The organism is Halorussus sp. AFM4, from assembly GCF_051194995.1.
Classification (GTDB): domain Archaea; phylum Halobacteriota; class Halobacteria; order Halobacteriales; family Haladaptataceae; genus Halorussus.
In genome coordinates, this window is sequence record NZ_JBNTJT010000006.1 from 134,799 (window position 1) to 156,158 (window position 21,360).

Annotated in this window: 19 protein-coding genes; 11 read left to right on the forward strand and 8 right to left on the reverse strand. The window is 71.9% G+C overall.

Translation table 11 applies throughout. The annotated features are described in order from the left end of the window. Window positions 1-2: 2 nt before the first annotated feature. The gene (locus ACQUQF_RS23215) at window positions 3-281 is read right to left on the reverse strand and encodes a DUF7553 family protein (RefSeq protein ID WP_435181699.1); all 279 of its coding nucleotides are present in this window, start codon (window positions 279-281) and stop codon (window positions 3-5) included. A 269-nt stretch (window positions 282-550) separates the two neighbouring features. Between ACQUQF_RS23215 and ACQUQF_RS23220 the strand changes: the two genes are divergently transcribed. Continuing rightward, entirely contained in the window at window positions 551-2,095 is a 1,545-nt protein-coding gene (locus ACQUQF_RS23220; RefSeq protein ID WP_435181700.1) for a PAS domain S-box protein, read from the forward strand. A 60-nt stretch (window positions 2,096-2,155) separates the two neighbouring features. Here the strand turns inward: ACQUQF_RS23220 and ACQUQF_RS23225 are convergent, their stop codons facing one another. From ACQUQF_RS23225 to ACQUQF_RS23245, 5 genes are all read right to left on the reverse strand, one after another. Continuing rightward, the gene (locus ACQUQF_RS23225; protein WP_435181701.1) at window positions 2,156-2,293 is read right to left on the reverse strand and encodes a hypothetical protein; all 138 of its coding nucleotides are present in this window, start codon (window positions 2,291-2,293) and stop codon (window positions 2,156-2,158) included. Window positions 2,294-2,357: 64 nt separating this feature from the next. Beyond that, entirely contained in the window at window positions 2,358-2,708 is a 351-nt protein-coding gene (locus tag ACQUQF_RS23230; protein WP_435181702.1) for a DUF7344 domain-containing protein, read from the reverse strand. Between the two features lie 70 nt (window positions 2,709-2,778). Then, complete coding sequence (locus tag ACQUQF_RS23235) at window positions 2,779-3,441, reverse strand: bacterio-opsin activator domain-containing protein (RefSeq protein WP_435181703.1); 663 nt, start codon at window positions 3,439-3,441, stop codon at window positions 2,779-2,781. Window positions 3,442-3,565: 124 nt separating this feature from the next. Next, window positions 3,566-4,540: an aldo/keto reductase gene (locus tag ACQUQF_RS23240; protein WP_435181704.1), complete on the reverse strand. Its 975-nt coding sequence runs from the start codon at window positions 4,538-4,540 to the stop codon at window positions 3,566-3,568. 82 nt (window positions 4,541-4,622) lie between these two features. Next, window positions 4,623-6,794, reverse strand: a complete 2,172-nt coding sequence (locus ACQUQF_RS23245) for a hypothetical protein (protein WP_435181706.1) — start codon at window positions 6,792-6,794, stop codon at window positions 4,623-4,625. Window positions 6,795-6,924: 130 nt separating this feature from the next. Between ACQUQF_RS23245 and ACQUQF_RS23250 the strand changes: the two genes are divergently transcribed. From ACQUQF_RS23250 to ACQUQF_RS23260, 3 genes are read left to right on the forward strand one after another with little or no spacing between them, the layout of a single operon-like run. After that, on the forward strand, window positions 6,925-8,367 hold the full coding sequence (locus tag ACQUQF_RS23250; RefSeq protein ID WP_435181707.1) for a DUF58 domain-containing protein: 1,443 nt from the start codon (window positions 6,925-6,927) through the stop codon (window positions 8,365-8,367). Between the two features lies 1 nt (window position 8,368). Further along, window positions 8,369-8,860 (forward strand): hypothetical protein, encoded by a 492-nt coding sequence (locus ACQUQF_RS23255; protein ID WP_435181708.1) that lies wholly within the window; start codon window positions 8,369-8,371, stop codon window positions 8,858-8,860. Continuing rightward, on the forward strand, window positions 8,853-9,947 hold the full coding sequence (locus tag ACQUQF_RS23260) for a hypothetical protein (protein WP_435181709.1): 1,095 nt from the start codon (window positions 8,853-8,855) through the stop codon (window positions 9,945-9,947). The genes ACQUQF_RS23255 and ACQUQF_RS23260 overlap by 8 nt, the downstream gene beginning before the upstream one ends. A 19-nt stretch (window positions 9,948-9,966) precedes the next feature. On the opposite strand, the gene ACQUQF_RS23265 is transcribed toward ACQUQF_RS23260, so the two are convergent. Continuing rightward, window positions 9,967-10,977: an AAA family ATPase gene (locus ACQUQF_RS23265; protein WP_435181710.1), complete on the reverse strand. Its 1,011-nt coding sequence runs from the start codon at window positions 10,975-10,977 to the stop codon at window positions 9,967-9,969. 130 nt (window positions 10,978-11,107) lie between these two features. Next, complete coding sequence (locus ACQUQF_RS23270; RefSeq protein WP_435181711.1) at window positions 11,108-12,160, reverse strand: DUF4350 domain-containing protein; 1,053 nt, start codon at window positions 12,158-12,160, stop codon at window positions 11,108-11,110. A 303-nt stretch (window positions 12,161-12,463) separates the two neighbouring features. On the opposite strand from ACQUQF_RS23270, the gene ACQUQF_RS23275 reads away from it, so the two are divergent. The 7 genes from ACQUQF_RS23275 to ACQUQF_RS23305 all read left to right on the forward strand — a co-directional run bounded on the left by ACQUQF_RS23275 (window position 12,464) and on the right by ACQUQF_RS23305 (window position 21,358). Next, the gene (locus ACQUQF_RS23275; protein ID WP_435181712.1) at window positions 12,464-12,739 is read left to right on the forward strand and encodes a hypothetical protein; all 276 of its coding nucleotides are present in this window, start codon (window positions 12,464-12,466) and stop codon (window positions 12,737-12,739) included. A gap of 98 nt (window positions 12,740-12,837) precedes the next feature. Next, window positions 12,838-13,866, forward strand: coding sequence for a DUF1616 domain-containing protein (locus ACQUQF_RS23280; protein WP_435181713.1), 1,029 nt, complete (start codon window positions 12,838-12,840; stop codon window positions 13,864-13,866). 271 nt (window positions 13,867-14,137) lie between these two features. Beyond that, the gene (locus ACQUQF_RS23285) at window positions 14,138-15,487 is read left to right on the forward strand and encodes a glycosyltransferase family 2 protein (protein ID WP_435181715.1); all 1,350 of its coding nucleotides are present in this window, start codon (window positions 14,138-14,140) and stop codon (window positions 15,485-15,487) included. Continuing rightward, a complete protein-coding gene (locus ACQUQF_RS23290; RefSeq protein WP_435181716.1) occupies window positions 15,484-16,749 on the forward strand; it encodes a glycosyltransferase family 4 protein in 1,266 nt (421 codons plus the stop codon). Before ACQUQF_RS23285 ends, ACQUQF_RS23290 begins: the two co-directional genes overlap by 4 nt. Next, the gene (locus tag ACQUQF_RS23295; RefSeq protein ID WP_435181718.1) at window positions 16,739-17,935 is read left to right on the forward strand and encodes a glycosyltransferase family 4 protein; all 1,197 of its coding nucleotides are present in this window, start codon (window positions 16,739-16,741) and stop codon (window positions 17,933-17,935) included. Before ACQUQF_RS23290 ends, ACQUQF_RS23295 begins: the two co-directional genes overlap by 11 nt. 164 nt (window positions 17,936-18,099) lie before the next feature. Further along, window positions 18,100-19,587 carry a polysaccharide lyase gene (locus tag ACQUQF_RS23300; protein WP_435181719.1) on the forward strand — a complete coding sequence of 496 codons (1,488 nt, stop codon included), beginning with the start codon at window positions 18,100-18,102 and terminating at the stop codon, window positions 19,585-19,587. 196 nt (window positions 19,588-19,783) lie between these two features. Next, window positions 19,784-21,358, forward strand: coding sequence for an ArnT family glycosyltransferase (locus ACQUQF_RS23305; RefSeq protein ID WP_435181720.1), 1,575 nt, complete (start codon window positions 19,784-19,786; stop codon window positions 21,356-21,358). The last annotated feature ends 2 nt before the right edge of the window (window positions 21,359-21,360 follow it).

The window sequence follows — 21,360 nt, forward strand, 5'->3', positions numbered from 1 at the left end:
ACTCAGACGCCCTCGACGGTCTCGCGGTAGTCCCGGACGTCGCCGAGCGCGGCGTCGACCGTCTCTGCCTCCTCCCCGTCGAGTTCCCCGCGGACCTCCCGGAGGTTGTGCATCAGGCGGTCGAGGCTGCCGTGGTCGGGCCCGCGGTTGGCGTCGGCCATCGACCGGAGCCGGTCGGCGAGCCCGTCGAGGCGGTCGGCGACGTCCGAGTCCGGGACGCTCTCGGCCAGCTCGTCGAGGTCGTCGGCTGCGGTCCGTAGCTGCGCTCTGTCGTCGGTCATATTCGGGGGTACACGAGTCGCTGTCAAAGGCGTTCCGTCCGCGTCAAAAGTCCGGGTCCGTCGGCGGCCGGGCGTGGTGCCGTCGGCGGTCGGGCGTGGTTGCCCTCGACGATCGGACGTAAGCCGGCGATGGGTGGACGTGGTGCTGTCGTCGGACGGGCGCAGAGCCGTCGACCGGACGGACGAGGGTCGCCTGGAACCGACCGACGGTCCGCTGTTGCACGGTGATGCCGGCGACCTTATTACCGTGACCCCCAAACGAAATTCCGATGGGCAAGTCTCCCGAACGCTCGGCGGGGTCCGGGTCCGATGCGTCGGCAGCCGACCGCTTCCCGAGCGCGGCGCTGCTCGACGCCGTCGGGTACGGCGCCTTCCTGCTCGCCCCCGGCGGCGACGTCGTTGCGGCGAACGACGCGCTGACTGCGCTCACGGGGTACGACCGCGAGGCACTGGTCGGCGGTCGCTTAGGGGGATTCCTCGACGCAGAGGACGTGGTCCGGATCGAGACCGCGATCCGCGAGCGACTGCTGTCGGGGTCCCGCGAGCACGTCGACCTCGCGGTCCCGGTGTTCACGGCGGCCGGCGACGCGGTCGCCTGCGAGGTCCGGCTCCGGACCGTCACCGGCGACGGGGAGTCCCTCGGGACGCTCGGGGTCGTCCGGCGAATCGAGGAGGACGATGTCGCCAATCAGATCAGCGACGCCGCCGAGCGCCGGCAGGCGTTCGACGCCCTGGCCGAGGCGTCCGCCGACGGCATCATCATGCTCGACGACGACAGCGTCATCCGGTACGCCAACCCCGCGGTCGAGCGCATCCTGGGCTACCCGCCGGAGGAGCTGGTCGGCGCCTCGAAGATGCGCATCATCCCCGAGCGACTCCGGGAGGTCCACGCCGAGGCGCTCCAGCGCTACCTCGAGACCGGCGAGAAGCACATCGACTGGACGTACGTCGAGCTCCCCGGCCAGCACCGGGACGGCCGGGAGGTGCCGCTGGCCATCTCGCTCAACGAGTTCACCCACGACGGCGAGCACTACTTCGTCGGGACGTTCCGGGACATCTCCGACCGGAAGGCGGTCGAGGCGGAGCTCGAACGCCAGAACGAGCGGCTCCACCGGTTCGCCAGCATGCTGGCCCACGAGATCCGCAACCCGCTCCAGGTGGCCCAGATCTACCTCGACTTCGTCGGCGACGGGGAGGGCGCGTCGGTCGAGCGCGTCGCGGAGTCGCTCGAACGGATCGACGATATCATCGAGGTGCTGCTCGTGCTCGCGCGCGGCGACGAGGAGATCGAGGGGCGCGACGAGGTCGCCCTGGCCGAGGTCGCGGCCGACGCGTGGGCGAACACCGACACCGGCCCGGCGGCGTTCGAGGTGTCGACGTCCCGGCGCCTCCGCGTGAACCCCACCCACCTCCAGCAGTTGCTGGAGAACCTGTTCCGGAACGCGGTCGAACACGGCTCGACGAGCCCTCGCTCGCAGACTCACGAGGACGCCGTCGAACACGGCTCCGCGAGCCGTCGGCCCGAGGCCGACGCCGGCGGCGCTGTCGCGCGCGTCGACGAACCCATCGCGGTCCGGGTCGGCGACCTCCCGACCGGGTTCTTCGTCGAGGACACGGGGACGGGCATCCCCGAGGCCGAGCGCGATCGGGTGGTCGAGGCCGGCTACACCACCGACGAGGACGGCATCGGGCTCGGCCTGACGTTCGTCGCGGAACTGGCCGACGCCTACGGGTGGGAGTACGCTATCACCGAGAGCGCCGAGGGCGGCGCCCGCTTCGAGTTCGCGGGCGTCGAGACGGTCGACGGAGCGTGAGCCGTCGGCCGCGGGTCGGGCTCCCGGGCGACGGCCGCACCACCGGACCGCGCCGGTCGGTCAGTCGGCGCGGAAGTCCACGAACTCGGTCGCGCCGCACTGCGGACACGCCGCCCGGAGCGGTCGCAGCGCCCCGTCGGTCTCGGCGGCCCCGACGAAGTGCCCGCAGGCCCGGCACATCAGCAGCGGGCGGGACATGGCCGTGTAATCGGCAGGCGGCTCGCGGCGCGAGGCGGTGCCACCGGGCGCTGTGGAGCCACGCTCACCACCCCTCCCGCTCCGCCCGGCTCGCGAGCGCGACCAGGGCCTCGATGTCCGCCCCGCCGCGGTACTCGGCGGTCCGGTCGGCCGCGTCGTAGGTCACCGCCCCGCACCGGTCGAGCCGCGGGAGCGCGGCGTGGTGGAACCGGACGGCGAGTCGGTCCCTGGACGCGTCGGGGTCGACCCGGTCGGTCGTCACGGCCCAGTCCGCGAGCTCGCTCGGCGTCGCCGTGGCGTCGGACGACCCCCCGAAGAAGTAGAGGGCGTACCGACACGCCGGCGCGGCGAGCAGGCCGAGGTGGGCGTCGACTCGGTCGCTGGCGCGGTCGTCCGCTGGGTCTGTCGGGCACACGGTCTGTCGAACAACTCCGGAGCGCGGTCCCAAACCGGTTGTTCCTGTCAGAACAGCCCTTTTATATCGGTCAGTCGAAGTCCGACGCCGACGACAGCAGCACCGACCGGAGCACCTTCTCGTTGCCCCGGCGGATCCGGTCGGAGAGCGCCTGCTGAGTGATGCCGAGCTCGTCGGCGAGGTCGCTCAGGCTCGCCTCGCTCGGGGTGTCGAAGTAACCCCGTTCGAGCGCGAGCACCAGCGCCTCGCGCTGCTCGGCCGACAGCCCGAGCCGGTGGCCGCCCTCGATGCGCTCGCTCAGGGTGTAGGTCCGGTCGATGTGGACCGGGAAGTCGTTCTCCGTACACAGGTTGTAGAACGCCGAGAGCCTGTCGTGGTCCGGGAACCGGAGTCGGAACCGCCACCGGGCGCCGTCGCCCCGCGCCTCCAGGATGGTCGCCTCGGTCTCGCCCAGCACCTCGATCAGCCCCGCGTGCGGTTCGTCCCAGACGATGCGGTAGAGCGCCCGGTCGCCCACCTTGTCGAGCGCCCGGAGCTCCCTGACGTGCTCGCTGGCCGTGACGTTCCCCTCGAACGCCGCGAAGTCGCCGCCGGTCGCCCAGACGAACGGCATGACCGCGTCGCCGGTCGGGACGATGCGTTCGAGCTCGAACCGCATCTCCTCGGGGCCGCGGAGCACGTTGCCGAGCAGGAAGTCCCCGCTGTCTATCGAGAACTCGACGAGTACGCTCATCGTATTGGCGGACAGTAGCCGCCGACCGCCGTAGGTGTTGTTGCGGAATCTGATTGAAATGATAACGGTTCGAACTCTTCCAGACGCCGGGGCGTGCTCTACTCGGCCTCGCCCGTACGCCGCGTCAGTCGTGGCCCGAGACCGGGACGGGCTCGTAGGGCTCTTCCAGATAGGCGACGTCGCTGGCCGACAGGTCGATATCGAGCGCCTCGACCGCGTCCTCCAGATGCTCGACGCTCGTCGTTCCCACGATGGGCGCGTCGACCCAGTCCTTGTGCAGCAGCCACGCCAGCGCGATCTGGGCCATCGTCACGCCCTTGTCGGCGGCGACCTCCTGGACGCGCTCGTTTATCTCCCGGCCGCCGCCCTCGCGGTACGGGTGCTCGTACATGTGCTCCTCGGACTCCCCGCGGGTCGTCGCGTCGATCTCCTCGTGGGGCCGGGTGAGGTACCCCCGGGCCAGCGGGCTCCACGGCATCACGCCCACGTTCTCCTTCTCGCAGAGCGGCAGCATCTCGCGCTCCTCCTCGCGGTACACCAGGTTGTAGTGGTTCTGCATCGTCTGGAAGCGCTCCAGGCCGAGCCGGTCGCTGGCGTGCAGCGCCTCGGCGAACTGGTGGGCCCACATCGAGGAGGCGCCGGCGTACCGGATCTTCCCGCGGCGCACCGCGTCGTCGAGCGCCCGCAGCGTCTGCTCGATGGGCGTGTCGTCGTCCCAGCGGTGGATCTGGTAGAGGTCGATGGTCTCCATCCCGAGCCGGTCCAGCGAGTTCTCCAGCTCCTGCTCGATGGCCTTCCGCGAGAGGCCCCCGGAGTTGGGGTCCTCGTCGTCCATCTGGAAGTAGCACTTCGTGGCGACCACGCTCTCGTCGCGCCGGCCCTCGAGCGCGTCGCCGAGCACCCGCTCGCTCTCGCCGTTCGAGTACATGTTGGCGGTGTCGAAGAAGTTGATGCCGAGGTCGATGGCGCGCTCGATGATCTCCTCGCCCTCCTCGGGGTCGAGCACCCACGGCCGCCAGTCGCTCGATCCGAAGCTCATGCAGCCCAGGCAGATCCGACTGACCTCCATCCCGGTGTCGCCGAGCGTCGTGTACTCCATGTCAGGTGCGTCGGCCGGCGCGACCAAAAAGGTGCGTCCGCCGGCAGAACAGTCGGGCGGGCGAGCCCTCACGTCCTCCCGCTCAGTCGTCGGCCGCGGCGGCCGGGCGCTCGGTCTCCTCCCGGAACGCCGCCGCGGTCTCGACCGCCGCCCGGGCCTCGTCGGGGTCGACCGACTCCGAGGCGAAGGCGGCCCGGTCGACCAGTTCGGTCAGCGTTTCGAGCCGCCCCAGGCGGTCGTCCGGGACGTCGGCCGCCCGGCAGTCGGCGAGGAACTCCCAGTGGGTCTCCGCGGGCGAGGACTCCACCTCGGCCGCGAGCCGACGCCGGGCCCCGCCGTAGGCCGCGAGCACCGCCGCGTCGGGCTCGCCGGCGTCGAGCGCGTCGTCGGCCGCCGCGAACAGGCTCTCGGCCGACCGGCCGGGGTTGGCCACCGGGTGGACCTCGCCCTCGTCGGTCGCGCCGGGGCCGCCGACCGAGTCGTCCGACCGGAACCGCCAGGCGAACGCGCCGAGCACCGCGATGCCGAGCGCGCCGGCGGCGCCGACCAGGAGCGGCGAGTCGACGAGCGACCCCCCGCCGGCCGGCACCCGGACGGTCGCGCTCGCCCGGGACGGCCGGAGGTTGGTCCCCGCGGCCCCGTAGGTCAGGTTCACCCGCAGCGACTCGCCGGCGGCCAGCTCCGAGGAGACGTTCGCGGTGGCCGCGTAGCCGCCGGACGCGTTCGTGAGCGCCCTGGCGACCGGCTTGCCGCCGACCCGGAGGACGACGGTCTGGTTCGGCAGCGGCGCCCCCTGGGCCGTGCGCAGATAGCCCGAGACGAACACCGACTTGCCGAACGTCGTCGCGTTGGCGACCCGCAGCGACGTGTCGGTCGGTTCGACGGTGACGCCGGCCGCGGTGGTCGCGCCGCCGAGCGCGCGGTTCCCGGCCGGCACCCGGACCGACACCCGCCGATCGCCGGCCGAGACGTTCGCCGGCAGCGCCTCGGCGACGCCGAAGCTCCCGTTCGGCCCGGTCGTCGTCCGGTTGAGCGGGACGCCGCCGACCGACACCACCACCGGGACGTCCGCCGCGCCGACCCCGGCCGCGCCGACGGTCCCGTTGACCACCACGTTCTCGCCGTAGCCGACCGCGGTGGTCCGGTTCGCTATCGTCACGTCCGGCGCGACCCGCGTGACGTTGACCCGGACGCCCGCGGTCGCCCCGGCGTACCGCGAGGCGTTCGCCGGGCGGTACCGGACGACCAGCCGCTGGTCGCCCGGCGGGATCAGGGTCGGTCGGTACGTGACCTCGAACCGGCCGCGCGCGTCGGTCGTGGCGGCGAGGGTCTGGTTGCCGACCCGGAACCGCAGGGTCTCGTTCGCGACCGCCGCCCTGTCGGCGGTGCGGAGGCGGCCGGCGAGCGTCACCGGGTCGGTGAACGACGCCGTGTCGTCCGTCGGCCGGAGCCGAAGGTCTGTCCGGACCAGCGACCGCCGCCGGACGGTCCGCTGGGTCCGGGTCACGTTCGCCCGGATGTCGCCGACCGACGCGGTCGCGGATTCGAGGTCGATGTCGCGCTCGGCCGACGCGTTCCGGTAGGTCCGGTTGAGCCGGACCGCCGACCGGTTCACGTCCCGCGCGATGTCGGCCAGCCGGTGGGCGAGCACCCGCTCGCGGGTGACGTTCGACCCGTTGCGGACCTGCCGGTACGTGTCGAGCGTTTGGCGGTACCGGGTCACGTTCGCGAGGAACGACCGCTGGACCAGCCCGACCCGGGTGAACGCCGAGCTCTCGGCCTCGGCCGCCGACTCGCCGGTGACCTCGCGGTACTTCTCGGCGAGGTCGGCGTACTGTGAGTCGTTGCCCACCAGCCGGCGCGCGCGGTCGATCTGGCCCTGACTGGCGTTGAGGCTGCTCGAGAGCTGCTCGGCCATCTCCCGGGCCAGGTAGCCCCGTACGTCGCCCGCGTCGCCGTCGCCGACCGCGTCCGGGTCGACGTGGTAGACCGTCTCGGTCGTGGTCGCCGCGTCGCCACCGGTCGGGGTCTCGTCGGCGCCGGCCCCGCCGCTCTCGGCCGGCGCCCGGCCCGTCGTCGTGGCGTTGTCCTGCGCCTGCCGGTCGGCGGGCCCGCCGACAGCCCGGGCGTCCGCCGTCGGCCGCGGCCCGGGCTGGTCGGCGGCGCCCGCGAGCGCCGCCCCGGTCGGGACGACCAGCGCGAGGACTACCAGGACTGCGAACGTGTCACCGACGGCTCTCTCCCACCCCGTCACACACGCCCAGTACTCTCGCCTCGGTAATACCATTGTTGGACGTCTGCTCGGCCCTGTCACGCCGTCCCATGGCCGTCTCGGCGCGCAACTACCAGTAGCTTGAACTACGAGAACCCCGTCTTGTGGCCCGATGGGGGTAACGCGACGGTACTGGGGAGAGGTCGGACTCTGCGCCGCGCTGGCCGGACTGGCCGCGCTGCTCGGCGAACCGCTGCTTCTCGTCGGCGCCGCCGGCGTCGGCGGGGCGGCGCTCGCGCGCCAGTACGACTTCGTGCGGACCGTCACCGTGACCGCGTCGGCTCTCGACGCGACCCAGTCGGTGGCCGACGAGCGAGTCGGCCGGGGCGACGCGACGACGGTCGAGCTCGACGCCGAGCTGTCGCGGCCGTCCCGGGTCGACCTGGCGGTGGAGTCGTCGCCGCCGGTGGGGCTGTCCGCGACCGACGGCGACCGGCGCGCCGACCTGCCGGCCGGGACCACGAGCGCGGCGGCGAGCTACGAGGTCGAGTGCCGGCTCGCCGGCAGCTTCGCGTTCGACCCGCCGACCGCCGACGCGACCGACCCGGCCGGCCGGTTCACCGCGGCGTTCCGGGCCGGCGAGGGCGCGACGGTGACGGTCGCGTCGCGGGGCGCGATCACGCCCCACGTCGGCCGCGGCGGCGAGGCGATGTCGGTGATGGACGGCGACCACGAGACCGACGAGCGCGGCGAGGGGATCGAGACCGCCGAGGTCAGGGCGTACGTCCCTGGCGACCAGCTCCGGCGCATCGACTGGAACGCGACCGCCCGGCTGGGCGAGCCGTACGTCCGGGAGTCGGAGGCCGCGACCAGGCGGACCACCGCGGTGCTGCTGGACTGCCGGCCGTCGATGGCCCGCGGTCCCGAGGGCGAGACCAAGTTCGACTACGCCCGGAGCGTCGCGCTCCGGCTGTTCGAGTACGCGCGGAGCCGCGACGAGCTCGTCCGGAGCTTCGCGGTCGGCGAGGAGGGGCTGGTGGCCCGCCGGACCTTCGAGGACGGCGCCGACGCGGCCGACTTCGAGGACCACCTCTGGTCGCTCGACCCGACCGGCGGCGTCCCGACCGACGAGCGCGGCCCGGACTTCTCGCTGGCCGACGCCCGGCGGCGGACCCGGGCGCTCCGGGGCGACGAGTCGGCGTACGCCCGGACCCTCGGCCCGTACTTCGCGGTCCCTGAGCCGTACGTCGAGCGCGTCTCGGGCGACCCGCTCTACGGCGTCGCCCGGACCTACCTGGAGGGCGACGACGGCGCCACGACCGCGGTTATCGTGACCGACGACACCAACCGGACCGAGGTCCGCGAGACGGTGAAGCTGGCCCGCCGGCGCGCCGACCGCGTGGTGGCGATGCTGACCCCGACGGTGCTGTTCGACCGCGACGACGCGGCCGACGTCGAGTCGACCTACGACCGGTACGTCGACTTCGAGCGGTTCCGCCGCGAGATGGCCCGGCTCGACCGGGTCTCGGTGTTCGAGGTCGGGCCGGGCGACCGGCTCGAATCGCTGCTGGCCAGGGGCAGGGCCCGACGGGGCCGCGCGGGGGCGGGTGGTTGACGTGGTCGAAACGCCGTCGTTCGGTCCCGACTCCCGGTCCGCCGCGGACGCCGACCGGTTCTCGGTCGCCGAACTCGCCCTCGCGCTCGTCGCCGCGGCCGCGTTCGTCTGGGTCGCCGGCGTCCGGGGCGCGCTCGCGTCGCTGGCGGTCCTCGCGGCGTGGTACGCCCTCGACGAGACCTACGCCTTCGCGGCGGGGCAGGTCGGCGTCGTCGCCTTCCTCGGGGACGCCTCCCTGCCCGCGCTCGCCGTCGCCGAGGTCGGGCTGTTCGGCCTCCTGCTGGTCCCGCTGACCGCGGGCGCGGGCCGGGGTCGACGGGTCGCCGCGGCGGTGGCCTGGATCGCGCTCGGCGGGGTCGCCGCGTGGGCCAGCGCAGGGCGACTGCTCGAACTCCCGGTGGCGGCGGGCGCGCTGCTCGCGGCGACCGGGCTCGCGGCGTTCGGCCTCCACCGGTACCAGCGCGTCGAACTCGGGGGTGTCGCCGGTGAGTAGCGACGCGCCCGTCGACCGCGAGCGAGCCGAGGCGTCGGACGCCACCGACGAGTCGGTCGAGGACCTCGCCGCACAGGTCGAGCTGCTGACCGAGGAGAACCGCCGGCTCCGCGAGGAGTACGTCGAGGGCCGGCGGGCCGGCTACCGCCGGACCGCGGTCGGGCTGTTCGTCGTGGGCGCGCTGGCCGCCGCCGGGGCGGTCTTCTTCCCCGACGCCCGGTCGGTGCTGTTCGCGCTCGGCGGCACCGGGGTCTTCGGCGCGGTGCTCACCTACTACCTGACGCCCGAGCGACTGCTCGCGGCCGCCACCGGCGAGCAGGTGTACGCCGCGTTCGCCGCGACCGGCCGCCGGCTGGTGGCCGAGCTGGGCCTCCAGGAGGAGTTCGTGTACGCGCCCGCCGACGCCGCCGGGGAGTTCGCGAACGTCCGGCTGTACGTCCCGCAGCGCTCGTCGTTCGAGGTGCCCGCGCCGACCGAACTCGGCTCGCTGTTCGTCGCGACCGAGGACGACCGCAGCCGCGGGGTGGCGGTGCCGCCGTGCGGCGGGTCGCTGTACCGTGAATTCGAGCGGTCGATGACCGACAGCGTCGCCGACGATCCGGCGGTGCTGGCCGATCAGCTGGCCGACGCCGCGGTCGAGGGGTTCGAGCTCGCCACCAGCGCCACCGCGGACGCCGACCCCGACGACGGCCGGGTCGCCTTCGAGGTCGCGGGCAGCGCGTACGGGTCGGTCGACCGGTTCGACCACCCGGTGGCGTCGCTGTTCGGCGTCGGTCTGACGGCGGGCCTCGACGCGCCCGTGACCGTCGAGGTGACAGAGGACGAGGACGACTCGACGGCGCTCGTGGCCTGCGAGTGGGACGAGACCGAGGTCGACCTGACGGACGTCGGCGAGTCCGCCGAGCCCGAAGCCGAGCCGGAATCGGCGACGTCGGACGAAGCGGGAGCTGACGAAGCGAGAGTGACCGATACAGATGCAGAGCCGGAAGGAGACGAGGCGACCGACGTCGAAGAAGAGCGAACGGCGGAGGCGGAAGGGACTGCAGCCGCGGAGGCCGACGCGCCGGCGGAGACGCGGACCGACTGATTCTGCCGACCTCGCGTACTCAGGACTGGCCGCGCTCGGCGTCGTCGCCGAACTCGGTCGCCTCCTCGGGGATCGCCGACTCGTTCGAGACCTCCGGGACGTCGACCGACGCCAGCACGTCCGCGACCACCTCGTCGGTGGTGACGTCGCTGAGTTCGGCGTCGGCGCTCAGCGAGAGCCGGTGGGAGAGGATGGGCTCGGCGAGCGCCTTCACGTCGTCGGGGGTGACGTAGTCGCGGCCACGGATGGCGGCCCGGGCCTTCGCCGCGTCGAGGAACGACAGGGTCGCGCGCGGCGAGGCGCCGTGGTCGGTGTCGGCGCTCTCGCGAGTCTCGGCCGCGACGTCGAGCAGGTACTGCTTGATGCTCGAGTCGACGTACACGTCCGCGACGACGTCCCGCGCGTCGAGCAGTTCCCCGCGGTCGACGACCTGCGAGACGTCTCCGGGACCGAGGTCGGGCTGGTCGTCGAACCGGTCGAGCAGCGCGCGCTGGGCGCCCCGGTCGGGGACCTCGACGTCGATCTTGAGCTGGAACCGGTCGTACTGGGCGATGGGCAGGTCGTAGGTCCCCTGCATCTCGATGGGGTTCTGGGTCGCCACGACCAGGAACGGCTCGGGCAGCGAGAGGGTCTGGCCGCCGATGCTCACCGTCCGCTCCTGCATCGCCTCCAGCAGGGCCGACTGGGTCTTCGCCGTCGCCCGGTTGATCTCGTCGGCCACCACGACGTTGGCGAACACCGGCCCGCGCTTGAGCTCGAACTCGCCGGTCGACTCGCGGTAGACGTGGGTCCCGGTGACGTCGGCCGGCAGGATGTCGGGGGTCATCTGGATGCGGTTCGCGTCGAGCCCCGTGGCCCTGGCGAACGACGTGGCGATGGTGGTCTTGGCCACGCCAGGAACGCCCTCCATGAGCACGTGGCCCTTCGTGAGCAGCGCGACCGCGAGGCCCTCGACGGCCTCCTCGTTGCCCACCAGTACGGTCTGGATCTCCTCGCGGAGGTCCTCGTAGAGCGCGGCTGGGTCGGACATCGTCGCCTGTACTCCGCGGAGCCGAATAACTGGAACGGTTAGTCCCGGCTTACTGCGGGGTCGAGGCGCCGGCTCGCTCGTCCCGTAGTGTCCGCTCGTTCCCCGTCTCCCAGACTCTCACCGTTCGCCCTCACTCGTCGTCGCGCATCGCGGAGACGACCCGCTCGATGCGCTCGCGCTCCCACTCGGGGTGCTGGCGTTCGAGGTACGCGACCAGTTGCTCGCGGTCGACCGCGCTTCGCTCGACGCCCGGGTCGCCGTCCCAGCGCCGCCGGAGCGCGTCGAGCGCGCCCGACCGCCGGGAGACGACCCCGAGCAGTCCGACCACCGCCGCGCCGAGGCCGAACTGGACCAGCGGCGAGTCCCGCACCGCCCAGAGCGCGGCCCGGACCGGCGGGAGCCGGGCCGCGTGCGAGGAGTCGACCAGCACGCGGGACCGGCCGTCGACCAGTTCGCGGACGAACTGCCGATTGCCGGGCCGGTCGAGCATGGCGTTGATGAAGACGCTGGCGTCGCTCACCGCGACCACCCGGCCGGCGCCGATGCGCTCGACGGTCGCCACCGGCCGGGCGGCGAGTCGCTCGCCCTCGTCGATGGTGCCGTTCCGGTTCGTGTCGAGGTAGGCGTACTCGGAGGTGTTGAGCACCACGGTCGCGCCGCGGGGCCGGACCGCCGTGCCGTAGTTGAGCGTGACGCCGTCGACGCCCGAGACCAGCGACTGGTTGGGGCCGGTCGAGACCACCGGCATCGCGGGCGTCCGGAAGTTCACCCGGGCGTCCCGGAGCGGCCGCCCGTCGAGGCGGGCCCGCGCGCCGAGCCCCTGGAGCAGGTAGTTGACCGACTCGTTGTCGTCGGCGGCCACGACGAGGACGCCGCCCCGCCTGACGAACTCCCGGAGGCGGAGGATCGCCCGGGAGTCGTACGTCGAGGTGGGCGCGACGACGAACGCGACCGTCCGCCGGGGCGCGGCCCGGTCGTAGGCGTCGGTCTCCTGGGCGACGGTGACCTGCGCGCCGGTCCCGGCCGCGGTCGACCGGAGCGCGCTGGTCCCGTCCCACCCGGAGTTGTACGCGCCGAACGCGGCCGACGAGACGCTCCCGTACCCGACCACCGCGGCGACGACGGTCAGCGTCAGCCCGACCAGCAGCAGCCGGGGTATCGACACGTCCGGCAGTCGCGTCATCTTCCCGACCCTCCGGGCGGGGCGGGGCGTCCCCGTGCAGTGGACGCGGACCGTCGCCCTCCGGTCGACGCGCAGCGCCGCCGCCCGCCCGACGCACCGTCGACTCCCGGACCCGCGTCCCCCGTGCGGCGTGACAGCCTCATTCCGACGGTGGTACGCCGACCAGCCCATAGAATGGTTCGCATTGTTGCCCCCGGTAATCGCTCGTATCTTTCACCGCCGGGGCGAACGGCGGGCCCCGCGGGCCGCCGTCACCCGCGAACGGGCGGAACTTTCTATGGGGAGGCCGCCGTACCCCCGACGATGACCATCCGCCGGCGCCAGCGGTTCGTCCACGCCCAGATCGCCGTGATGCTGGCAGTCGCGCTCGGGCTCGCGGCGCTCGGGCGGCTGACCCTGGAGGTGTTCTTCATCGCCTCGCTGGTCGGCTTCCTCGCGCTGATCGAGCTCACCGCGCCGGTCAACGTCACCCCGGAGTGGCGCCGGCGCATCCGGTGGCTCGTCGTTCTCGGGATGCTCGGCTTCGGCGTCATCGTCGTCCGGCGCGTCGTCTCGTTCCTGCCGGAGGGGCTGATCTGAGGTTCGGACTCCGGCGGTGCGGTTCGAAGCCGAGCCGCGGAGTTCAAATCTACCACCTGTTTTTTATGAGTAGCTAGCATAGCGGTCGTGATGCCAAGATGGTAGACGCCCGGAAACTCTGGCTGATGGTGCCCCGCGGCGTCCGGACCGTCCCGTCGGACCTCGCGGCGCTGGTCGGCCTCGTGGCCGCGACGTGGGTGGTGGTCGAGGCGCCGGTGGTCAGGGGGACGCTGCTGCGGGCGGTGGTGGCGAGCGTCTTCGTACTGCTGGCGCCCGGCTACGCGTTCGCCGCCGCCCTGTTCCCGGAGTCCGACGACGACGCCGACGACGCGCGGGCGACGCTGTTCCCGCGCCCCGGCACCGGCATCGACCTCGTCGAGCGGGCGGTCCTCTCGTTCGGGCTGAGCGTGACCACGGTCCCGCTGCTCGCGTTCGCCCTCAACTTCACGCCGTGGGGCGTCCGGCAGGGGACGATGCTGCTGGCGGTGAGCGGGCTCACGCTCGGACTCACGGCGGTCGCGGTCGTCCGCCGGCGGCGGGTGCCGCCCGACGACCGGTTCCGCGTGCCGTACGGGCGCTGGGCCGACAGCGTCAGGCGGGCGTTCTTCCGGCCCGACGGCCGGCTCGACCTGGTCCTGAACGTCGTCCTGGTCGGCTCGGTGCTGGTCGGCGCCGGCAGCGTCGCGTACGCGGTCGCCGGGCCGGTCGAGGACCAGTCGTTCACCGAGTTCTACGTGGTGACCGAGAACGAGTCCGGCGCGCTCGTCCCCGACAACTACCCGACCCAGATCCGGCGCGGCCAGACCGAGACGGTGGTCGTCGGCATCGTCAACCACGAGAACGGGCCCCAGGTCTACACGGGGCTCGTCCGGTTGCAGCGCGTCCGCACGACCGGCAACGCGACCGAGGTCGTCGAGACGAGGCGGCTCGGGACCTTCGAGGCCCAGCTCGCGCCCAACGAGTCGGTGGTCCGCACCCAGCGGCTCCGGCCGATGATGACCGGCGAGGACCTCAAGGTCCAGTTCCTGCTCTACCGCGGGAACCCGCCGGCGAACCCGTCGGCCGCGAACGCGTACCGGCGGGCCCACTTCTGGACGAACGTCACCGCGGGACCGGACACCGGGTAGCCCGACCCGAGCCCGGTCGTCCTCTCCGGAAACGGAGAGTTTCCGGCGTCGACCGACGTCCGGGCCGCGAGCGACCGGTGGTCGGACCGACGGACGACGGAGACCTCCGGCTCGCTGTCCGGCTCCGCCGCGGGCAGGTGCGAACGTATCCGGTCGCGGACGTTATCGACGCGGAAACGCGGTCCGTACCGGACCGTTTCGTTCCCCATCGGCTGTTTATACGGGATACGCGGCTTCTAACTATTAATCAGCCTCTCCCAACTCTACGTCGATGGGGAGTACGAATGAGGACACGAGAGAGAGACACGTTCCGAGGGAGCTCTCGACCGAGCAGAAACAGCTGCCGGCGATAGGCATCCTCGCCTCGGAACACGACCTGGGCGCCATCGCCCGCACCATCCTGCGGGCGAACCGGCGCGGGTTCGTCACCTTCGTCGCCCTCTCGGAGTCCAGCGACTCGCTGGTCGAACCCCTCGTCGATCGGCTCGGGGGGTTCGCGCTGGAGATGGACGCCGCCGACGCGGACGCGGTGCGGGACTCGGTCGAGCGCATCTCGAAGGCGCTGGGGTTCCCGGGGCTGCTGCACGTCGAGACGGACGCCGACCGCATCGACTTCTCCCGGTGCGAGGAGGCCACGGCCACCGCCGACGGGTTCGGGACCCCGGCGCCGGTGCTCGAGGGCCCCAACAGGCTCGACGTCGACGTGCTGGCCGCGATCCCCGCCTACAACGAGGGGGCCACCGTGGGAGAGGTCGTCTCGCGGGTGCGACGTCACGTCGACGAGGTCGTGGTCGTCGACGACGGCAGCGACGACGACACCGTCGAGGCGGCCGAGCGAGCGGGCGCGACGACCGTCTGCCACGACACGAACCGCGGTTACGGCGCGGCGCTCCAGACCGCGTTCGCCGAGGCCGACCGGCGCGACGTCGACTCGCTGGTCATCCTCGACGGCGACGGCCAGCACGACCCCGACGACATCCCCGACCTGCTCCGCGAGCAGCGCGAGACCGACGCCAGCGTGGTGGTCGCCAGCCGCTTTCGCGGCGACTCCGACACCGTCCCCCGGTACCGCCGGCTCGGCCTGCTGATCATCAACGTCCTCACCAACCTGACGCTCGGCAGCACCTCCCGGGGCTCGTGGGTCTCGGACACCCAGAGCGGGTTCCGGGCGTTCGACCGCGAGGCCGTCCGGAGCCTGGCGGCCGACGACACCCTCGGCGAGGGGATGAGCGCCAGCACCGACATCCTCTACCACGCCCGGACCCGGGGGTACGCCATCGGCGAAGTGGGCACGACCATCCGGTACGAGGGCGAGGACACCAGCACCCAGAACCCGCTGGTCCACGGCCTCTCGCTCGTGCGCAACATCCTGAACACCATCGAGCACGAGCACCCGCTCACGTTCTTCGGCGTCCCCGGCATCGCCATCGTCGCGGGCGGCTTCGGCGTCGGCTACTGGGCCGTCCTCAACTACGTCGAGAGCGGCACGCTCCCGGTCGGACTGGTGCTGCTCTGCATCTTCGGCACGTTCCTCGGCGCGCTGCTCTCGTTCACCAGCGTCATCCTCCACTCGGTGAAGACCCACATGGAGCGGCTCCACGAGCGGGGGTCGAACGGATGACGGCGGGCGAGGACTCGCTCCACGTGCTCGGACTGGCGGACATGCGCGTCGACGAGATGCGCGACCCGTTCGACGCGCTGGGCGACCGCGGCACGCTCGTGACCGTCGACCCCGACGAGGGCGTAGCGGCCTACCTCGCGGCCCTGCGACGCGGCAGCCGGTGCGTGGACAGCCGCGACTCCGACGCGGTCCTCGTCTACAACGGGTCGGGGCTGGTCGGGACCGTCGGGACGCTGCTCGGCCGGTACCACGACGTCCCGGTGCTGATCAGGCTGAACGGCGACATCTTCCGGCAGCACCGCGAGACCGCGAGCGAGCAGGCCGGCAACGGCGAGTGGCGCTCGCTCGCGGCCCACCTGCCCTTCGCCCTGCTGACCCGCGCGATATTCCGCGGGGCCGACGGGTTCGTCCCGGTGTCGGCCGCGCTCGACGACGTGGTCGGCCGGCAGACGGGGTGTCCACCCGACCGCGTCCGCTCGGTCCCGAACCCGGTCTCGGTCGGCGACTACGCCCCGCCGGCGGACGCGGATTCGGCCCCGGATGCACATGCCGAGCCCGCGTCCGAGCCCGAGTCTGACGCCGCCTCCGCGACCCCCGGCGTTCCGCCGGTCGGGTCGGGCCAGCGTCTGCTGACCGTCACGAACCTGAACTTCCGCGGGAAGTACGAGGGGGTCGAACAGCTGGTCGACGCCGTGGTCCCGCTGCTGCGCCGGCGCGAGGACCTTCAGTACGTCATCGCCGGCGACGGGCGGTATCACCGGCGGCTGCTGGAGTTCCTCGACGCCCGGGCCGGCGACGTCCGCGACCGGATCCACGCGCCCGGGTTCGTGGAGGACGTCGCGCGGCTCTACTGGACCGCGGACGTGTTCCTGTACGCGTCGTACATCGACGGCTACCCGAACGTGATCCTCGAGGCCAAGGCGGCCGAGCTCCCCGTCGTCACGAACCCGGCGTACGGCATCGCCGAGCAGATCGACGATGGGACGTCCGGGGTGTTCGTCGACCCCGCGGAGCCGGCCGAACTCGGGGACGCGGTCTCGTCGCTGCTCGACGACCCGGCCGAGCGCGAGCGACTGGGCCGGAACGCCCGCCGGCAGGTGGAGACCGAGAACGACCCCGAGGCGGTCGCGTCGCGGCTCCACGAGGCGGTCCGGCGCATCGTCGACGACGAGGCGGACACCTCCCGTCCGGACGTGCGGGTCGAGCGGAGCGTCCGCGCGGAACCGGCGCCCGGTCCCGGAGGTGAGCGCGATGGTCGGTGACGCCGGCGTCCTCCAGCTCCACCGCGGCGACCTCTACCCGCCGTCGAACGGCGAGGAGGTCCGGATCTGGGAGACCGCCAAGAAGCTGGCGGAGTTCGGGTCGGTGACGCTCGCCCACCCCGACGACGTGGCGGTCGACCATCCGGGTGTCCGGGCCGTGAACACCGACAACCCGTTCCTGGACCGCAAGCTGTCGCGCATCTACGCGTGGTACGCCTCGTTCGCCGCGGGGGCCGACAACCGGCTCGACCGGCTCCAGGCCGAGCGGACCGTGCGGCGGTGCAAGCGCCTGGACCGGGAGTTCGACGTCGTCTGCTGCGAGAACCCCCAGATGCTCCGGGCCGGCGTCCGGCTCGCGGACCACTACGACGCCGCGCTGCTGCTGAACAAGCACAACGCGATGTACGACCTCGTCGACCAGCAGTTCGGGCTCCGGCCGGTCCCCGGGGTCGTGCGGCGGCGGGCGGTCCGCAACCTCAGGCGGTTCGAGCAGTGGGGCATCGACGCCGCCGACGCGGTGGTGTTCCAGTCGCCGGACGACGCCGAGGGGTTCCGGCTCCCCGACGACACTATCGTCGAGACGATCCCCAACGGCACCGACTTCGAGGCCATCGACGCGGGCGGCGACCCCGACCGGGTCCGCGAGCGGTTCGGGATCCCGGACGCGGCGACCGTCTGCCTCTTCGTGGGCGCGTTCGACTACGACCCGAACGCGGTCGCGGCCGACGTGATCCTGGACGAACTGGCGCCCGCGCTCCCCGACGTCGAGTTCCTCCTCGTCGGCCGCGACCCGCCGGCCGCGACCCGCGACAACGTCCACGCGCCGGGGTACGTCGAGGACCTGCCGGGCGCGCTCGCGGCCGCCGACGTCGCGGTCTGTCCGCTCACCCTGGGCTCGGGGACGAAGCTGAAGATGCTCGACTACCTCGCAGCCGGACTGCCCGTCGTCACGACCGACGTCGGGGCCCAGGGGCTGCCGCTGGAGGACGGCGAGACGGCGCTGGTCCGCAACTCGTGGGACGCGTTCGCCGATGCCGTCGAGACGCTGGCCGAGTCCGAGCAGTTGCGGGCGTCGCTGGCGTCGAACGGGCGGGAGCTCGGCCGCCAGTACTCGTGGGACGCGCTGTTCGAGGCGTACGACGCGGTTCTGGACGAACTCCTCGGGGAACCGCTGCTGACCTCGTAGCGTCCGCTACCGACGCTACACCCCCGGTTAATCCTCCGTTACCCCGGCTCAACCAGCCGTTTCGGTTATCAGTTCCGGACTGTTCCATTAACCCTAGTACAGCCAACAAAACATGGGGCGGTTCCGATAATGTTTTAAGCTGGTAATCAAGCATTGAAAGTGGCATGGCACGCGACAAGACGGCACGCGAACCCGACGAAGAGGCGTCACTGCTCGACCGCCGCGGCTACCTCCGACTCGCCGGCGCCGCGGCGGCGTCGGTGGCCGGAATGAGTACCGCCTCTGCGGCTGCGAGTTCGAGCCAGGGCGCACTCCTCCGGGAGGACTTCTCGACCGCCGACTACACCAGTAACTTCACGAGCACGTGGCGACAGGGCCAGTACGACGAGCGGGTCTCCTCGCCCGTGAAGTCCGGCAGCAACTCCCTGTGCGTGGACATCCCCAGCGGGAACCACTACGGCATCGCCTCGCTGTACGACCCGGTCGAGGCCGGCGACGTCGATTCGGAAGTGACCGAACTCTACGCGAGCTACTGGGTTCGGTTCTCCTCGGACTTCCAGGCCGACGGCAACGTCTCGAAGATCCCCGGGCCGGCCAACACCGAACCCGGCGGCGGCAAGGGCGGTGAACCGTCGAACGGGACGAACGGCTGGTCCGCGCGCGGCGGGTTCACGGACCGCGGGGGCGACATCGGGATCGGGTACTACTGCTACCACATGGACATGGACGGCCAGTACGGCGACTACTTCCACGCCGCCACCGTCACCGGCGGGGAGTGGGTGAAGGTCGACCAGTACATCAAGCTCAACTCGGTGAGCGGCGGGAACGCCAACTCCGACGGCGAGCTCAAGATGTGGATCGACGACGAGCTCAAGGTCGACCGGTCCGGGATGCGGTTCACCGAGGACCTCTCGATCGGCGTCAACTACAGCTTCAACGTCTACTTCGGCGGCGGCAGCCCCTCCCCGCAGGACCAGTCGGTCTACATCGACAGCTGGGCGCTGAACACGAACCAGCGGCCCGCGATGACGGACGGCACCCAGACGTCCCAGCCCTCGAACACCGACAAGGGAACCGTCCTCGAACTCGTGAGCAGCGACGGGATGCCGACCACCCAGTACCAGTTCACAGTCGACGGCACCGTCAGCAAGCGCACGAGCGCGGACAGGAACTCCTCGGAGGACAACGACAGCGTGACCGACAACGGCGACGGCACGATGACGGTGACCGGCGCCACCGGCAACGGGTACGGCGACTCCTACCTCGTCGACGGTGCGATCACCTCCGTCACGGGCATCGACGAGTCGAAGTGGACCATCCGGTACGGCGGCAGCGAGGTGAGCGTCGACGAGCTCACCGCCGGACCGGCCGTCGACAGCTTCGACGTCTCAAAGAGCGAGACGCTGGGCGACGACCGGATGTTCTCGGTCAACTGGTCGGTCTCGGACCCCGACGGCAACCTCGACACCGTGGAGGTGGTCGTGGTCAAGAACGGCCTCGACATGAACTTCGCCGTGACCGACGTGAACGGCCCCAGCGCCTCGGGTTGGGACCTCTTCCAGTTCCCGATCGGCACCGAACTCGACGTGAACCTCCGTGTGACCGACTCCGCCGGGAACGTCACCGAGAAGACCAGGACCGTCACGCTTTGACGCGGCAGGACGCGCTGGTACGCGACGCCGACTGAGAACCGCGGACCCGGACGTCGCGGCCGGTTCGGGCCGGCGACGGCGAGACCGTCGGCGTCTGCACAGATTGAACGCCTCCCCGCGGCCCCCGGTTGATCGGGGCTCCGTCACCGGTAGCGGTCCGCTAAGGATTTATTGGGGAGCCAGTCCACAAACGGCCATGGAGTGGGAACACCGGGGGGTTAGCTGGAACGCCACGCACGGGTCGGTCGGGTGGTACGTAGCGCCGTTTCTCGTCGGGGCCGCCGTGTACGCGACGTACCTGCTGACAGTTCCGTTTCCGGGCAACTACGCCGGCCTCTACCTGGAGATGGCCCAGCAGATACACCAGCACGGCTACCAGCTCCCGGCGCGAGTACCCCACTACACGCGGGGCGGTCTCCCCTTCGCGTACCCGCCGCTCGGTCCGTACCTCGTCGCGGTCCTGCACGGCGCGACCGGCCTTTCGTACCTGACCCTCGCCCGGTACCTCCCGGGCGTCGTGACCCTGCTCTACCTCGTTCCGACGCTGTTCGTCGGGCTCGAACTCACCGACTCCGCTCGGAAGGCCGGCCTCGCGACAGCCGTGGTGGCGTTCTCGCCGGCGGTGTTCGGGTGGCACCTCTCGGCCGGCGGCGTCGTCCGCGCGCCGGCCTTCCTGTTCACGGTGGCCGGCGTCTACACCGGCCTCAAACTGTTCACGGCCCCGAGGCGCCGGTGGCTGCTACTCTCGGCCGCGCTGTTCGGGTGCACCGTCCTGACCCACCCCGTGAACACCGTGTTCTTCGGCGTCTCGTACGTCACCTTCTTCCTCTACTTCGATCGCACCCCGGCCGGCCTGGTCCGGGGCGCGACCGTCGCGGCCGGCGGCTTCGCGCTCGCGTTCCCGTGGCTGTGGCAGGTGAGCCAGGTCCACGGCATCGACGTGTTCACCAACGCCGCCGGGACCCGCGGCGGCATCTTCCCGGGCGTGCTGGTGAGCGGCGCCCAGTTCCTGTCGGACTTCAGGACCGAACTGCTGCCGCTCTGGCGCGCCCTCGCGGTGGTCGGGCTGGTCTCGCTGGTCGGTCGCGCCAGATACTTCCTCCCGGTCTGGTTCGGCGCCGTCCTGCTGACCATCCCCCGGCCGCGGTTCCTGATGTTCGTCGGCGCGTTCGCAGCCGCCCACTTCGTCGTGGACGACGTACTGGCGGCCGTCGGCGACGCCACCGTCCCGTTCGAGATCCCGCGGTCGTACCTGTCGGCCGCGGCGGTCGGGCTGCTAGTCGGCTTCGGCCTCGTCGGCGGCGTCCTCTTCACGGCCGGCTACCCGGTACTCGGGCCGAGCGACACGTCGACGACGTCTGACGTGACGTCGGCTGACCGAAGGGCCATCTCCTGGGTCGAGCGGAACACGGCCCCGGACGCGTCGTTCGTCGTCACCGGGGGTCCGTACGAGTGGTTCCCGTTCATGGCGGACCGGACGCTCGTGGTCTCGCCGCTCGGCGCCGAGTGGTTGGGCGAGGAACGGTACCAGGACCACCTGCGGAAGTACGGTGAGCTGTCGAACTGCGAGTACGCGGCGTGTTTCGCCCGGACGCTCCGGACCGAGTCCGTCGAGACCGACTACGTCTACGTCTCTCGCGGCGACCGCGACGAGCTGACGTGGCGACTGCTCCGCGAGGGGTTCCGCGACTCGGCGGCGTTCGAGGTCGCCTACGAGAACGACGGCGTCGTCGTGGTCCGGACGACGGCGGCGCTCTCACGCCCGGCGTAGCG